The organism is Photorhabdus akhurstii, assembly GCF_019090985.1.
GTDB classification, from domain to species: domain Bacteria; phylum Pseudomonadota; class Gammaproteobacteria; order Enterobacterales; family Enterobacteriaceae; genus Photorhabdus; species Photorhabdus akhurstii.
On the sequence record NZ_CP020335.1, the window covers coordinates 3,005,429 to 3,021,722 of the forward strand.

The following is a 16,294-nucleotide window of genomic DNA, read 5'->3' on the forward strand; positions in this document are numbered from 1 at the left end:
TTCTGAATGGTTATCGAATAAATTTAAGTGTAAAAGGTTGAAGCCTTATCGGCCGTATATGTTATCAGTAGTGAAAGAAACTCGTAAGACTAGTATTTAAACCATTTTACTTGCCCTATTTCGGATGGCGCATATCATCGCATGCAGCCCCTGCGTGCGTGAAGGTGTCAAATGTTGCTCCAAAGACAATTTTCCAAAATATTCAATCACATCCAAAGCCAAAATCTCCTGGGGCGTTTTATCCTGAAACAGGATAAAGACAATCGCAACCAATCCTTTAACAATAGCGGCATCACTGTCACCAATAAATTCCACTTTGTTTTGGTGATTCGTTCTCAGCAGTATCCACACCTGACTCTGACAACCTGCGATTAAATTCTCAGGTTGGCGTTGTTCGTCAGTAAGAGGAGCCAACCTCGCCCCCAATTCAATCATATAGAGATATCTCTCTTCCCAGTTCTGACAACGGGAAAAATTACGTAACAACTTATTTGTGTCGGGCAAACTTGCCATGACTTCTTCCTTTCAACCCAGTAACTGTTCTATTCGCTGCAATGCAACAACAAGCGCATCAATATCTTCTTGCGTAGTATAAATCGCCAATGATGCCCTACACATACTGGAAACGTGATAATGCTCCATCAAAGGAAGGGCGCAATGATGTCCGGTACGGATCGCTATTCCATATTGATCAAGAAAACTTCCCACATCATAAGCATGGTGCCGACCAAGGTTGAACGCAATAACCCCCTGACGTCGCTCAGGACCATACAATTTCAGGGTTCTGACCTCTTTCAACCGTGCCATTGCATAATCCATCAGTGCCTGTTCATATTGCTGAATTTCATCCAACCCAAGTGAAGTGACATAATCGACAGCAACGCCAAGCCCAATAATTCCCGTAATATTTGGGGTTCCCGCCTCAAATCGCCACGGCGGCTCTGCATAGGTTATCCCCTTTTGCAGGCTAACTTGTTTTATCATCGCGCCACCCCCTTCCCAAGGCGGCATAGCATCCAGCAGGGATTTACGCCCATACAGCACACCAATGCCTGTTGGACCATATAATTTGTGGCTGGAAAAAACATAGAAATCGCAGTCCAGATCCTGCACATCAACTTTCTTATGCATAATGGCCTGAGCGCCATCGACCAGAATAGGTAACCAACTCCCATGCTCATCAGCCAGTTTTCTTGCCTGTTTGATGATTTGACGTACAGGATTCACGGCGCCAAGTACATTAGAGAGATGAGTAAAAGAGAGCAATTTAGTACGTGAATCAATCAAAGAGGCTAAAATTGCTTGATTCAATTCACCATTCTCATTCAACGGCCATATTCTGATTTCAAACCCAATCTGTTCTGCCAGCATATACCACGGAACGATATTGGCGTGATGCTCCATTTCAGTAATAACAATATTATCGCCGCTATTAATAAATTTACGGCCATAACTGTTAGCAACCAGATTAATCCCTTCCGTCGTACCTTTGACGAATACAATCTCTTCATCACTTCGAGCATGAATAAATTGCGCCATCTGGTGACGCACATTTTCAACCATCCGAGTAGCCGCAGAACTCAGGGTATGAATTCCCCGGTGAACTGCCGCATACTGGTGCAAACAAAATTCACTTTCTCGTTCAATAACTGAAACCGGCTTCTGAGCACTGGCAGCACTATCTAGATAAACCAATGGATGTCCATTAACCTGTTGAGCTAACACTGGAAAATCTTGCCGCACCTTTTTTACAGAAAAAGTCATTTTTCCACCCCCGCTAAACGGTGCTTAATATGTTTCATAACAACGCTTTTCAGGGATTCATCTGCAATAGATTCAGTAAGCTCAGCAGCAAAAGCAAATACCATCATATGCTCTGCATCACGTCGGTTGATACCACGTGATTGCAGATAAAACAGTTGCTCTTCATCTATCCGGCCAACGGTCGCACCATGACTACATTTCACATCGTCAGCGTAAATTTCCAGTTGGGGCTTGGCATCCACTTCTGCCTGTTCACCTAACAACAAATTGTTATTGGTCATTTGTCCGTCAGTTTTCAATGCATGAGGCGCCACTTTGATCACGCCGTTAAATACCGCTTTGCTCTGATCCATCACAATGGTTTTATGCAACTGACGGCTTTCACAATGCCCTTTATTATGTTCCAAATAAGTACGAGTATCGGCGACCTCTTTTCCTTGTGGCAACAGTAAACTATTCAACGACAGATTGGCCCCTTCGCCATTCAACTTAACACTGGTATTGTGTCGGCCAAGCCCAGAACCTAATAAAAAGCTGGTGCTTTTTACTTGAGCATCACGACCAATCACAATATCGTTATGTGCAAAGTGATAACTTGCACTATTCTCAACTCCCAGTTTTATATGGGCAAAATGAGCATTGTCCCCCACCTCCGCAGTTAATCGGCTTCCTGTCATATGGGATTGCTGTCCATCAATACTGGCGAAATGTTCGATCACGCCGGCACTCGCATTCGTGCCTACGACAATATGGTAGCGGTAATGACTGGTATTCAATTCTTCACTACCATGACCACTGGTTATATTCAACAGATACAAGGGCTTTTCTGCTACTTGTCCAGCCTTTAACGTAATAACCAAAGGCTGTTGGGCCAAACTCTCTGTCAGATGCAGAAAAATCTCACCCTGTACCGGTGCCGGAAGCCCACTTTTATTATCCAGTAAATTGAGCTGATAGGGTCCAAAATCACAAGAACTCAACAAAGGTGAAAAACAACCATCCACCATAACGACACGCCAACAATCCATTGGAATCGCTAATTGTTCACATTGTGCTACTGTCAATTCCCAAGTTTCGCTGCTGTATTGCTGATTTAGTAATTTATCCAGCGGAGTATAACGCCAATCTTCATGCCTGAATTGGGGAAAGCCGGTTTGAGCGACTCGTTGCCAATGCAAGCTGGCATGAGATGAATCCTCGCCATGACGGCAACGATATAAATTTGCAAAACGTGCTAATGCTCGCTGGTTACGTTCTGCAACCTGCCGCACCTTTTCAGCTTTTTCACTGTTGGTCAATAAGCCAGCCATAACCTTGCTCCTCCAACTTTTTCGCCAAACTGAAATCACCGGATTTAATAATTCGTCCTTGATAAAGTACATGCACAAAATCGGGCGTCACATAATCCAAAATACGTTGGTAATGGGTCACAATAATGAATGAGCGGTTTGGATCACGTAAAGAGTTCACGCCATTAGCCACAATTTTCAATGCATCAATATCCAGCCCTGAATCTGTCTCATCCAGAATACAAAGTGTCGGTTCCAGCGCGGCCATTTGCAGAATATCGTTACGTTTTTTCTCACCACCGGAAAAGCCGACATTGACTGAACGTGTCAGCAAATCCGGCGGCATATCCAACAATTCAATTTTCTCTTCGATAAAATCGGCAAAATCAAAGCGATCCAGCGGCTCCTGACGGCGATATTGGCGGACAGCATTTACTGCGGTTTGTAGGAAAAACTGATTACTGACACCCGGAATTTCCACCGGATATTGAAAAGCGAGGAAAATCCCCTCCCCGGCTCGCTCTTCTGGCTCAAATGCAAGTAAATCTTTACCTTTAAAGGTGATTTCACCATCACCAATTTCATACTCTTCACGGCCAGCTAACGTTGCTGATAATGTACTTTTACCGGAGCCATTCGGCCCCATAATGGCATGAATTTCACCCGGTTTAACTTCAAGGTTTAATCCTTTTAAGATTTCATTACCTTCAACACTGACTCGTAAATTTTTAATACTTAACATATTACATGCCTTCGAACGACTTAACGTTCTGTCATAAAAAAGAAACCGGGAAAACTCATCCGACACTGTGTTCAAGGCTGATCGCCAGCAACTTTTGTGCTTCAACGGCAAATTCAAGGGGAAGTTCAGAGAACACATCTTTACAGAATCCATTAACGATCATGGAAATCGCATCATCTTCACTGATGCCACGTTGCAAACAATAGAACAATTGATCTTCACCAATGCGAGAGGTTGTCGCTTCATGCTCCAGTTGCGCCGTATTGTTCTGTACTTCTACATAAGGGAATGTATGCGCGCCACATTCAGTACCAATCAACATGGAGTCACATTGGGTATAGTTACGGGCGTTTTCTGCTCCCGGTAATATTTTGACCAACCCACGGTAACTGTTCTGACTACGACCGGCAGAAATGCCCTTTGAAATGATGGTCGATTTAGTGTTACGGCCAATGTGGATCATCTTGGTACCGGTATCTGCCTGTTGAGAGCCGTTAGTCAGCGCAACGGAGAAAAACTCGCCAATCGAGTTATCCCCTTTCAAGATCACACTGGGATATTTCCAGGTAATTGCGGAACCTGTTTCCGATTGAGTCCAGGACATCTTGGCATTTTCGCCTTCGCATAACGCTCTTTTAGTGACAAAGTTGAGAATCCCTCCTGTACTGTCGCCACCTGAGAACCAGTTTTGTACCGTGGAATATTTCACTTCGGCGTCTTTATGGATAATCACTTCGACAACAGCGGCATGAAGTTGATAACTATCACGCACCGGCGCGGAGCATCCTTCTATATAGCTGACATAACTGCCTTCATCAGCAATCAGGATAGTGCGCTCAAATTGTCCCGTTTTCGCAGCGTTGATACGAAAATAGGTGGATAGCTCCATTGGGCATCGAACACCCTTTGGCACATAAACAAAAGTACCATCAGAAGCCACCGCGGCATTCAACGCGGCAAAAAAGTTATCGTGGCTTGCAACCACACTGCCGAGGTATTTACGGACCAATCCAGGATATTCCTGTATCGCTTCACTAAATGAACAGAAAACAATCCCTTCTTTCGCTAACTTATCCCGATAGGTGGTTGAAACAGAAACGGAGTCAAAAATAGCGTCTACCGCAACCGCTTCACCTTCCCGTACAGGAACACCCAACTTATCAAACGCTTCTTCAATTTCCGCGGTTAAATAGCTATTAACTTGCTCCGCTCCTGCCTCTTGAATAGCACCAGATTGTGAATTGCAACTATCATCACAAGCACCACATGAAGGTGCTGAATAGTAACTGTAATCCTGATAGTCAAGATTGGGATAATTGGCTTTCAACCAATGAGGCTCTTCCATTCCTAACCAATGGCGATAAGCCTCCAGCCGAAATTCCAGCATCCATTCGGGTTCATTGCGTTTTGCGGAAATAGCCCGCACAACTTCTTCACTCAAACCTTTAGCCAACTCATCCGTCGCCACCTGAGTGAAGAAGCCTTCTTTATAGCGATGATCGTTGAGCCAAGTCTGCACATCATCGCTGATTTCTACATTGCTCTGAGACATATATTGGTACACTTATATACCAAAGCTTTCACCACACCCACAGGCATGTTGTGCTTTTGGATTATTGAATTTAAATATCTGATTTAAACCTTCACGAACAAAATCCACTTCAGTACCATCAATAAAGGGCATGGCTTTCAAAGGGACATATAGACACGCGCCTTCATTTTCATACCTCAGATCATCAGGTGCGGGTTCGTTAACCATCTCAAACACATAGCCAAAACCGGCACATCCTGACTGCTTAACCCCCAGATATAATCCTTTACTTTGTGGGTTTTGCTGCATCAACTTTAGGATCTGCGCCGCTGCTCTCGCGGTGATGGTAATTCCTTGCCATGCGGTTTCATTTAGAGAAAAGGTTTCAACGCTGTTTGTCATAGTTGACCTCACATTTGTTTTATAGCTATTTTTGCCGCCGTTATCGGAGTGTTCTCCTTCCGTATAATGGTAATGATAACCTTTATCACTTCAACCATTTGTTTTAAGAGGATATACCTTAAGAAGGTTAAATTTTATTCGAACGCGATAATTTATGTTCATTTCATATGAAGGTATCTCTTTAATTTACTGTTTTATCTATAAATTATTAGTTTGATCAATTGTGCTATTCTTTACTTCTTGGCGTAAAACAAAAGCACAAAAAGTTCATCAGAAATACCAATTTGATGTGAGTTTTCAGACACACCGGAGAATGATTCCTTCACCGGTATGAAAATAGCAGTCAGACATAGCAGTCAAACAAAATTGACATCGTTAACCGGAGATAAAGAATGGGGATTGCTATTATTGTATATGCAAATTAAATTTCTATTTAATCGACGCAATTAATTAAACGCATTAAGAAACAATTTAATCTATATATTCCATTTTCAACATTTCTTCCCTTTTTATTAATAGTTTGACTGGCTGGCTAATTTAATTCGAAGGTATTACATGACAATAATAAATATTTTCAATATCTTGCATCTTATATGAATAAAAGTATACTGCCTCCGGGTGCTTGAGACTTTCTGTCTTGAGCATTATGTTCCAGGCAGAAAGAGAAAAGCCCCATCCGACTATAAATCGAAATGAGGCTACCCCTATGCCTAGCAACGTAAGGCTAGCCTCTTACCTGATAAAAAGCAAGGAGAGAAGGCTATGAAGCCGCAAAAAATCGCAATATTTAGTTTGATCATTATTTGTGTGACATTACTCATATTCACGTGGATAACAAGGGGTTCAATCTGTAAACTCCATATCAAACGAGGTAATACAGAGGTTGCGGCAATCATGGCTTACGAATCCAGCGACAGGTAAGGCAACCTTAGGCGGGAGGTTTTTACTCCCGCCCTTTTAGATGTTGTTATGACTTGGTTCTCAGGCACCCTTCATATTTAAGCGGCATTAAGCATAAATTAAAGCTACTGAAACTCTGTCATTCTTGGATTCACATAATAAGTGCAACATCGTTAACCGGAGATGTAAAATAGAGGTTGTTATTATATATTTTCTATTTAATTAATCAAACGCATTAAAAAACAATTTAATCTATATATTCCATTTTCAACATTTCTTCCCTTTTTATGAATAATTTTACTAACTTGCTAATTTAATTCGAAGGTATTACGTGACCATAATAAATATTTTCAAGATATTGCATCTCATGCGAATAAACGTATACTGCCTCCGGGTGCTTGAGACTTTCTGTCTTGAGCATTATGTTTCAGGCAGAAAGAGAAAAGCCCCATCCGACTATAAATCGAAATGAGGCTACTCCTATGCGTAAACAACATAAGGTTAGCCTCTTACCTGGCAAAAAGCAAGGAGAGAAGGCGATGAAGCCGCAAAAAATCGCAATATTGAGTTTGATCATTATTTGTGTGACGTTACTTATATTCACGTGGATAACCAGGGGTTCAATCTGTAAACTCCATATCAAACGAGGTAATACAGAGGTTGCGGCAATCATGGCTTACGAATCCAGCAACAGGTAAGGCAACCTTCGGCGGGAGGTTTTTACTCCCGCCCTTTGAGATGTTGTTATGACTTGGTTCTCAGGCACCCTTTATATTTAAGTGGAAAATAGGGGGGCTATTATTATATATGCAAATAGAGTTTCTATTTAATCGACGCAATTAATTAAACGTATTAATAAACAATTTTATCTATATATTCCACTTCCACCATTCTTTCCTTTTCTTATTAATAGCTTGACTAGCTGATTAATTTAATTCGAAGGCATTACGTGACCATAATAAATATTTTCAATATCTTGCATCTTAGATGAATAAACGTATACTGCCTCCGGGTGCTTGAGACTTTCTGTCTTGAGCATTATGTTCCAGGCAGAAAGAGAAAAGCCCCATCCGACTATAAATCGAAATGAGGCTACTCCTATGTCCAACAACATAAGGCTAGCCTCTTACCTGACAAAAAGCAAGGAGAGAAGGCTATGAAGCCGCAAAAAATCGCAATATTGAGTTTGATCATTATTTGTGTGACGTTACTCATATTCACGTGGATAACAAGGGGTTCAATCTGTAAACTCCATATCAAACGAGGTAATACAGAGGTTGCGGCAAGCATGGCTTACGAATCCAGCAACAGGTAAGGCAACCTTCGGCGGGAGGTTTTTACTCCCGCCTTTTGAGATGTTGTAATGACTTGGTTCTCAGGCACCCTTCATATTTAAGTGGAATTTAACGCAAATTAAAACTGCTGAAACTTTAGCATTAATTAATATATCAGCATTTATAGATTTGAATAAGAATTTTCAATTAGATCTTTCCCTATTAGAGTATTAATTCTTTTAAGATAATTCACCATTCCTATTCATCAGAAATATACAATCAAACAACCCATAATATTATAAAAACATCGATAAGTTACATAAATATATATACTTCTTAAAGGTTATCACAATTAAATTTAATACGTAAATAAATAACCTTTTCACTTAAATAGTAGGTTATTTATCCATACAATAACCTACTTTCACTTTTGTTTTATATTTTATCCAGGCAAAACTGATGTAGTTAACCGAGAGGTACAGCACAAATGTTGCCGCTCATCAAAAATATCAATTCGCCACACTTGGTGATTACGGCCAATATGAAGAGGTTTACACACGCCTTTTACTTCACCACTACGAACTGACCGAATATGGTTAGCATTAATTTCCAATCCAACAACTTTTTTCTCACCTTCGGAACAGAGATACCCAGCTAAAGAACCGAGTGATTCTGCCAGCACAACAGATGCCCCGCCATGCAATAAACCAAATGGCTGACGAGTGCGATGATCAACCGGCATTGTGCCTTCAATATAGTCATCACCGATATGCGTGATTTTTATGCCCAGATGGCCCATCATACATTGGCTATTTACTTGATTCAGGCTATCCAGTCCAATATCACGTTTCCAAATCATGGGATTATCTCCAATAAAGCTTGCAACGGATGCTTAAGTACTTGCCCTTCTATCCGTTTAACCTGACTGCGGCAGGAATAACCGGAGCTTAGACAGCGCTCCAATGGTAATTTCTGTAAGGCAGGTTGCCAGGATAATTTATAGATACCAATAGAGTGTTCTATGTTTTTGTTTTCATGACCATAGGTTCCAGCCATGCCACAGCAGCCTACACTGATATTATCCAGCTTGCTACCCAACCGATGGAAAATTTTTCCCCATTGTTGACTACTGCCCGGTAGCATAGTCACTTCAGTACAATGTCCAAATAGATACCATTTATCACCTGATTTTTCTTCATGATCACTTTTTTCTGGCAAGGCGTTAATCAACCATTCATGAACAAGCTGAACCTCAAACTTTCCACGCTGTTCTCCCAGAATTTCTTTATATTCGTCCCGGTAGCACAAAACCAGCGCCGGATCGACACCGACCATAGGAATACTCAACTCAGCAACCCGATTGAGAAAATCTGATGTCTTTTTGGCTGTTTTAGCAAAACGGGATAAGAAACCTTTGATATGTTGTGCTTTACCGTTTGGCGAAAATGGCAGTAATACTGGTTTATATCCCAATTTCTCTACCAAACAGGCAAAATCAGCCACAACTTTAGCGTCGTAATAGCTAGTGAATGGGTCCTGAACGATCAATACATGTTCGTTACGATGAGCCTGATCCATTTTTTCAAGCTGTTCCAGCGTGGTAGAAAGCGCATAATGCCCCGCCAGTTGTTGGTACAGCGTCGGGCTGGATAACAAGGGTAAATCCACCATGCCGATAGTTCGGCGACTCAATTCTTGTATCCACGGCTGTTTCAGGAAGAAATTAAAGACCCGAGGAACCTTAGCCATTAATGGCGTGCTGCTTTCCGCACTCGCCACAATATGATCACGTAAAGGGCGAAAATAGCGACCATGATATAACTCAAGAAAACGTGCGCGAAATGACGGAACATCAATTTTAATCGGGCACTGTGTTGAGCAAGCTTTGCATGCCAGACAACCCGACATTGCCTCTTTCACTTCGTGAGAAAAGTCATACTCCCCGCGCCATGCCTGCCAGCTATTGCGAGTCTTCTCAATCAACCCACGTAAACTTGGTCGTTTTTGTTCTAATCCCTGTTTCAGTAGTGTCGGAGCCACACCCTGTTCAGTTAAAAGACGCAGCCATTCGCGCACGAGTGTCGCACGTCCTTTCGGCGAATGGATACGCTGCTGACTCACTTTCATCGATGGACACATCGGGCTTTTTACATCGAAATTAAAGCAAAGCCCATTCCCATTACATTCCATAGCGCCACGGAATGTATTCCTGACATTTACCGGAATTGTCCGATCATATGTTCCTCGCTTAACAGCATCGACTTTCATCATAGGGGCATCAATCCCCATCGGCGGACAAATTTTACCCGGATTCAAGCGGTTATTCGGGTCAAAGGCAGCCTTAATCCGGCGTAATTCTTCATACAAGATACTACCGAAAAATTCAGGGCTGTATTCAGCACGAAATCCTTTACCATGCTCTCCCCACAATAAACCACCATAACGTGCCGTAAGACTGACAATTTCATCAGAAATCTGTTTCATCAGTATCTCTTGCTGAGGATCACACATATCCAGCGCTGGCCGAACATGCAACACCCCCGCATCCACATGACCAAACATGCCATAATTGAGATGATAGCTATCCAATAGCTGTCGGAATTCCGCAATATAATCAGCAAGATGCTGTGGCGGCACACATGTATCTTCCACAAAAGGAATGGGTTTCGCCGCACCTTTACTGTTACCCAATAAGCCAACCGCTTTCTTGCGCATTGCATAAATACGCTCAATATCAGCTAACTCTCGGCAAATTTGATAGCCAATAACCCCTGCTTGCTTGCTATCCATCAGTTCATCAAGGCGCTGACAAAGTGTTTCTACTTGCCGCTCTATCAAAGGTTGATCATCGCCACTGAATTCAACAATATTCAACCCCTGCATATCTTTGTTAGGAACATCAGTGATCAATTCCTTAACTGAATGCCAGACGATATCCTCACGCGCCAAATTCAACACCTTGGAATCCACGGTTTCAACCGATAACGCCTTTGCTTTCACCATAAAAGGAGCATTACGCAATGCAGAATCAAATGAATCATATTTCACATTCACCAACCGCCTGACTTTCGGCAGCGGGGTAATATCCAAAACCGCTTCGGTAATAAAAGCGAGTGTTCCTTCTGAACCAGTTAAGATACGCCCCAAGTCAAATTTCTGCATATCGTCACTGAAAACATGGCGCAAATCGTAACCGGTCAGAAAACGATTGAGTTTGGGGAATTTTTCAACAATAAGTTCACGTTGTTCACGGCAACGACTAAGCACCGTGTTATAAATGCGACCGACAACCGAATCTTCTTGCGCAATCGATTCCGCCTGGGCTATATCCATAGCGCGGGTATCAAGTAATTCCCCCCCTAATAGAACGGCCCGCAGGCTAAGAACATGATCAGAAGTTTTACCATAGACGAGTGAACCCTGACCGGATGCGTCGGTATTAATCATGCCGCCCAATGTTGCACGGTTACTGGTTGAAAGTTCTGGTGAGAAGAAATAACCATATGGACGCAAATATTGGTTTAGTTGGTCTTTAATCACCCCTGCTTCAACTCTGACCCAACCTTGCTCTGGGTTAATCTCAAAGATATGATTCATATAGCGGGACATATCCACCACCACACCATCATTAAGCGCCTGACCGTTTGTACCTGTACCGCCACCGCGTGGAGTAAATGTCAAATTCTGATACTCTTTTTCACCGGCGACGCGAGCCAATAAAACCACATCGGCACTGGATCGGGGGAAAACGACAGCCTGTGGTAAGAGTTGGTAGATACTGTTATCTGTCGCCATTGTCAGACGATCGGCATAACTGCTTGCAACATCTCCGGTAAATCCTTGTTCCTTTAATGTATCCAAGAACTTCTGTGCGACCTCACTTACGTGCGGCGCTTGTGATATGCGTGGGATCATTGTCGTTTTGACCCTTTTAAAATGAGTGTCCACATTGCTCCATTTATACTATCTTTGAATCAATGCCTTAATCAGCCGTAATCATTTACCACCGTTAACTGATTTGTCTGAGAAGGCAAGCGTTTACCTTATCATAATATTCACCCATTTTGAGTAACCTATAGATAACATCCTATTTATTCATTATCTTTAGAGCCACTCAATCCCTGAGAGAAATTAACTTATGGACAAATCTCAACCACATTATGATCTACCAAAGTTATTCTTTACTTTAATTTTCTTGTCACTGTTAATTGTTACTAGTTTTTGGGTGATAAAGCCCTTTATCTTCGGTTTTGTCTGGGCGGGTATGGTTGTTATCGCTACCTGGCCATTATTAGAAAAACTACAAAACAGTTTATGGGGTAAACGCTGGATTGCCGTCTCCATCATGACGCTACTGCTAATTCTATTGTTTGTGATCCCTGTCGCATTACTGGTCAGTAGCTTGTTGGAAAACAGCGCACCATTAATCCAGTGGGCTAAATCCCCCTCCCATTTTCAGATACCGACAATGACCTGGCTGAATAGTATTCCTCTGGTTGGCGATAAACTTTACAGCGGTTGGAACTCGCTCATTACTGATGGTGGAAATGTGCTGATAGCTAAAGTCCAACCTTATGTTGGAGAAGCAGCAACCTGGTTCTTTACTCAAGCAGCAAATGCCGGGCGCTTCGTATTCCATCTCGGCTTAATGGTGTTATTTAGCATATTCTTATATCTGAAAGGCGAACAGGTGGCGCTAAGTATTCGCCATTTTGCCATTCGTCTGGCAAATAAACGCGGAGATGCCGCCATCCTGTTGGCAGCACAATCCATCCGTGCCGTAGCGCTCGGCGTGGTAGTTACCGCGCTGGTTCAAGCCATTATCGGTGGTCTCGGCCTGGCTGTTTCAGGTATTCCTTATGCGACGTTGCTGACCGTACTCATGTTTGTCTGCTGTGTCGCTCAGCTTGGCCCATTACTGATTTTAGTTCCTGCTGTCGCCTGGCTTTACTGGACAGGTGATACAACCTGGGGAACCGTATTACTGGTCTGGAGCTGCATCGTAACAACAATGGATGGATTTCTTCGCCCATTTTTAATTCGTCTGGGCGCAGATTTACCTATGGCGCTGATATTAATAGGCGTCATTGGTGGAATACTCTCATTTGGCATGATTGGCTTATTTATCGGCCCCGTTGTATTAGCGGTTGCTTATCGTTTATTAATCGTATGGATGAATGAAGTCCCAGAGCCTGAAAATGATTTAGCCGAAACGGAAAAATATCTGGAACAAGGATTGTCAGAATAATTTGTATGATATACCCGTTATCTTTCAAGTTGCCTCTTTGTTGGCTGCGCTCACTCACCCCGGTCACATAGTTATCTATGCTCCCGGGGATTCGCTCCCTTGCCGTCGCGATCCATCTTGAAATCCATAGGGTATAATTAATTCTGACTTACACAGCGAAAGAGAATTAGCTCTTTCGCTAAAGCATAATCTTATAAAACTTACCACTCTTTTGCGGCACTTATTCATTAAATATAATTATTGTGAAAAAATTGTTAAAATTTAGTTAAATTTGGCTCATTTTAGTCGTAAATAATACGGAAATTAGGACAATTCTTAATGAATAAACCATATAACTAAATTAATATAAACAGGCTATGAACGAGACGTTTATTTCTCCTTTTGATGGTTCTACTTGTTAGAAGCTCCTATATTGCTGTGTGTAGTCCTTGCCTATCACGCCCATGATAGGCTTTTTTTTTTCGTTACTTTTATGCTTTTCCACAGAAACTGTAATCAGCAACCTTAATCGTAAAAAAACCCGCCATTATTTTGACGGGCCTTTAATGTCAATTGCGTATTATTCTCAATTAACTCACTTTTGCTAATCCTAACCAAGTTTTTACAACGGTATCTGGATTTAATGACAGGCTGTCAATACCCTCTTTCATCAACCAGTGAGCGAAATCCTGATGGTCTGAAGGCCCTTGACCACAAATTCCCACATACTTGTTTTGACGTTTGGCCGCCTGAATAGCTAATGAGAGCATGGCCTTGACCGCATCATTACGTTCGTCAAATAGTTCAGACACCACCCCAGAATCCCGATCCAAACCAAGAGTCAATTGAGTCATATCATTAGAACCAATAGAGAAGCCATCAAAATGTTCAAGGAACTGTTCTGCCAGAATTGCGTTGGACGGAATCTCGCACATCATAATGACTTTCAAGCCATTCTCACCACGCTTCAACCCTTGGGATGCCAGTTCAGCAATAACCGCTTCAGCCTGAGCTACCGTACGAACAAACGGGATCATAATTTCGACGTTGGTCAACCCCATATCATTACGTACGCGTTTAACCGCTTCGCACTCTAATGCAAAACAGCGACGGAAACTGTCAGAGACATAACGCCCTGCGCCACGGAAACCTAGCATGGGGTTCTCTTCATCAGGTTCATAAATGTCACCGCCAACCAGATTGGCATATTCATTAGATTTAAAGTCGGACAAACGCACAATAACCCGTTTCGGCCAGAACGCAGCCGCCAGAGTAGCAATCCCCTCAGTCAAGCGCCCAATATAGAATTCAACCGGATTGTCATAACCTGCCATCAGCGACTTTATCTCCTGCTGTAACTCCAGAGTTTGCTGATCAAACTCCAGTAATGCGCGAGGATGTACGCCAATCATCCGATTAATAATAAACTCCAAACGAGCAAGACCTACGCCGTCATTCGGCAATCGGGCAAAATCAAATGCACGATCTGGGTTGCCGACATTCAGCATAATTTTTACATCAAGCTCCGGTAACTGATCGACCTGAGAACTTTGTACAGTAAAGTCCAGTTGATTTTGATAAACAAAACCCGTATCACCTTCGGCACAGGAAACTGTCACCGGCTGATTCTCTTTCAAACGTTCCGTTGCATCACCGCATCCAACAACTGCGGGAATGCCCAATTCACGGGCGATAATCGCTGCGTGACAGGTTCGTCCGCCTCGGTTAGTCACAATCGCAGCGGCTTTTTTCATAATAGGCTCCCAGTCGGGATCGGTCATATCAGTGACCAGAACATCACCCGGTTGGATGCGATCCATTTCATTCAAGTTGTGAATAACTTTTACTCGACCTGCGCCAATACGATGGCCTATGGCACGCCCTTCCACCAATACCTGACCTCGTTCATTCAGTTGGTAACGCTCCATAACCTGCTGGTTTGAGCGGACAGTCTCAGGACGCGCCTGAACAATGTACAACTTGCCGTTATGACCATCTTTAGCCCATTCAATATCCATTGGCCGGCCATAATGTTTTTCAATTAATAACGCCTGACGCGCTAATGCCTCAACTTCTTCATCCGCTAAAGAGAAACGATTGCGTTGTGATTCTGCTACATCTTCGATACGTACCTGCTTACCATGTTCTTTATTGTCAGCATAGATCATATGCAGTTTTTTAGAACCCAGATTACGCCGCACAATTGCCGGTTTTCCCTTATTCAGAGTTGATTTATGGACATAAAACTCATCTGGGTTCACAGCGCCCTGAACAACCATCTCACCCAATCCGTAAGCAGAGGTAATAAAAACCACCTGATCAAACCCTGATTCAGTATCAATAGTGAACATCACACCGGAAGAGGCGAGATCAGAACGCACCATACGTTGTACACCCGCAGACAGCGCAACCCCCCGATGGTCATATCCTTGATGGACACGATAGGAAATAGCGCGATCATTAAACAACGAAGCAAACACATGCTTGATAGCAACCATCACCGCATCAATGCCTTGCACGTTTAGAAAAGTTTCCTGCTGCCCGGCAAAAGAGGCATCAGGCATATCTTCAGCGGTGGCCGAAGAACGTACAGCAAAAGAGGCTTCTGGCTCTCCTTCAGACAACTGTTGATAAGCATCCTGAATATCTTTTTCCAGTTGTGGCGTAAATGGCGTATCAATCACCCATTGGCGAATTTGCGCGCCGGCTTTAGAGAGTTGATTAATATCATCAACATCCGTTACATCCAGCAAGTTATAAATACGCTGATTGACACCACTTTGTTCCAAGAAATCATTAAATGCCTGTGCTGTCGTAGCGAAACCATTCGGGACAGAAACCCCCAATTCTGACAGGTGAGTGATCATTTCTCCCAGGGAGGCGTTTTTACCACCAACCCGGTCAATATCATGCATACCTAATTGGTTATACCAAAGCACATTACGCGGGGTGAGGTCATTATTGGGCATTAAAACAATCCTTTTAGCATTTGGGTACAAATCGGAAAATTGGCGCTGCATAGAGCAGTCATAAATAGATTAACACAATGTTTTCGCACACATAGAAAGGTGAATCGATCAACCCAACACATTATTTTTTTCTTAGGTATACTTTGCAGAAAATCGATACCCAGTTTTATTCAACTAAACAATAAAAGGTCACTAT

General features: G+C 42.7%; 13 protein-coding genes. 4 read left to right on the top strand and 9 right to left on the bottom strand.

Features of this window, described 5'->3' with window-relative positions; all coding sequences use genetic code 11:
* Window positions 1-96: 96 nt before the first annotated feature.
* Genes sufE through sufA form a run of 6 tightly spaced genes read right to left on the bottom strand, consistent with a single transcriptional unit; the run spans window position 97 to window position 5,728 of the window.
* A complete protein-coding gene (gene sufE / locus B0X70_RS13160) occupies window positions 97-513 on the bottom strand; it encodes a cysteine desulfuration protein SufE (RefSeq protein ID WP_217469538.1) in 417 nt (138 codons plus the stop codon).
* A gap of 12 nt (window positions 514-525) precedes the next feature.
* Window positions 526-1,764 (bottom strand): cysteine desulfurase SufS, encoded by a 1,239-nt coding sequence (gene sufS / locus B0X70_RS13165; RefSeq protein ID WP_217469539.1) that lies wholly within the window; start codon window positions 1,762-1,764, stop codon window positions 526-528.
* Window positions 1,761-3,074, bottom strand: coding sequence for a Fe-S cluster assembly protein SufD (sufD, locus tag B0X70_RS13170; RefSeq protein ID WP_217469540.1), 1,314 nt, complete (start codon window positions 3,072-3,074; stop codon window positions 1,761-1,763). Before sufD ends, sufS begins: the two co-directional genes overlap by 4 nt.
* Window positions 3,049-3,795 (bottom strand): Fe-S cluster assembly ATPase SufC, encoded by a 747-nt coding sequence (gene sufC, locus B0X70_RS13175; RefSeq protein ID WP_040149869.1) that lies wholly within the window; start codon window positions 3,793-3,795, stop codon window positions 3,049-3,051. The genes sufD and sufC overlap by 26 nt, the downstream gene beginning before the upstream one ends.
* Before the next feature lie 55 nt (window positions 3,796-3,850).
* The gene (gene sufB / locus B0X70_RS13180; RefSeq protein WP_217469541.1) at window positions 3,851-5,347 is read right to left on the bottom strand and encodes a Fe-S cluster assembly protein SufB; all 1,497 of its coding nucleotides are present in this window, start codon (window positions 5,345-5,347) and stop codon (window positions 3,851-3,853) included.
* A gap of 12 nt (window positions 5,348-5,359) precedes the next feature.
* Window positions 5,360-5,728 (bottom strand): Fe-S cluster assembly scaffold SufA, encoded by a 369-nt coding sequence (gene sufA / locus B0X70_RS13185; RefSeq protein ID WP_046395358.1) that lies wholly within the window; start codon window positions 5,726-5,728, stop codon window positions 5,360-5,362.
* Window positions 5,729-6,490: 762 nt separating this feature from the next.
* On the opposite strand from sufA, the gene B0X70_RS13190 reads away from it, so the two are divergent.
* The 3 genes from B0X70_RS13190 (at window position 6,491) to B0X70_RS13200 (ending at window position 7,943) form a co-directional block, all read left to right on the top strand.
* On the top strand, window positions 6,491-6,649 hold the full coding sequence (locus B0X70_RS13190) for a Hok/Gef family protein (RefSeq protein WP_071824117.1): 159 nt from the start codon (window positions 6,491-6,493) through the stop codon (window positions 6,647-6,649).
* A 518-nt stretch (window positions 6,650-7,167) separates the two neighbouring features.
* Window positions 7,168-7,326 (top strand): Hok/Gef family protein, encoded by a 159-nt coding sequence (locus B0X70_RS13195; protein ID WP_110087434.1) that lies wholly within the window; start codon window positions 7,168-7,170, stop codon window positions 7,324-7,326.
* 458 nt (window positions 7,327-7,784) lie between these two features.
* Window positions 7,785-7,943, top strand: coding sequence for a Hok/Gef family protein (locus B0X70_RS13200; RefSeq protein WP_071647127.1), 159 nt, complete (start codon window positions 7,785-7,787; stop codon window positions 7,941-7,943).
* A gap of 401 nt (window positions 7,944-8,344) precedes the next feature.
* Here B0X70_RS13200 and menI read toward each other — a convergent pair whose 3' ends face one another.
* Together menI and ydiJ are read right to left on the bottom strand one after the other, a co-directional pair.
* Window positions 8,345-8,761 carry a 1,4-dihydroxy-2-naphthoyl-CoA hydrolase gene (menI, locus tag B0X70_RS13205; protein WP_036805375.1) on the bottom strand — a complete coding sequence of 139 codons (417 nt, stop codon included), beginning with the start codon at window positions 8,759-8,761 and terminating at the stop codon, window positions 8,345-8,347.
* Window positions 8,758-11,817 carry a D-2-hydroxyglutarate dehydrogenase YdiJ gene (gene ydiJ, locus B0X70_RS13210; RefSeq protein ID WP_217469542.1) on the bottom strand — a complete coding sequence of 1,020 codons (3,060 nt, stop codon included), beginning with the start codon at window positions 11,815-11,817 and terminating at the stop codon, window positions 8,758-8,760. Before ydiJ ends, menI begins: the two co-directional genes overlap by 4 nt.
* Window positions 11,818-12,040: 223 nt before the next feature.
* Between ydiJ and ydiK the strand changes: the two genes are divergently transcribed.
* Complete coding sequence (ydiK, locus tag B0X70_RS13215) at window positions 12,041-13,150, top strand: AI-2E family transporter YdiK (RefSeq protein WP_040149862.1); 1,110 nt, start codon at window positions 12,041-12,043, stop codon at window positions 13,148-13,150.
* A 569-nt stretch (window positions 13,151-13,719) separates the two neighbouring features.
* On the opposite strand, the gene ppsA is transcribed toward ydiK, so the two are convergent.
* The gene (gene ppsA / locus B0X70_RS13225) at window positions 13,720-16,098 is read right to left on the bottom strand and encodes a phosphoenolpyruvate synthase (protein WP_217469543.1); all 2,379 of its coding nucleotides are present in this window, start codon (window positions 16,096-16,098) and stop codon (window positions 13,720-13,722) included.
* Window positions 16,099-16,294: the final 196 nt, after the last annotated feature.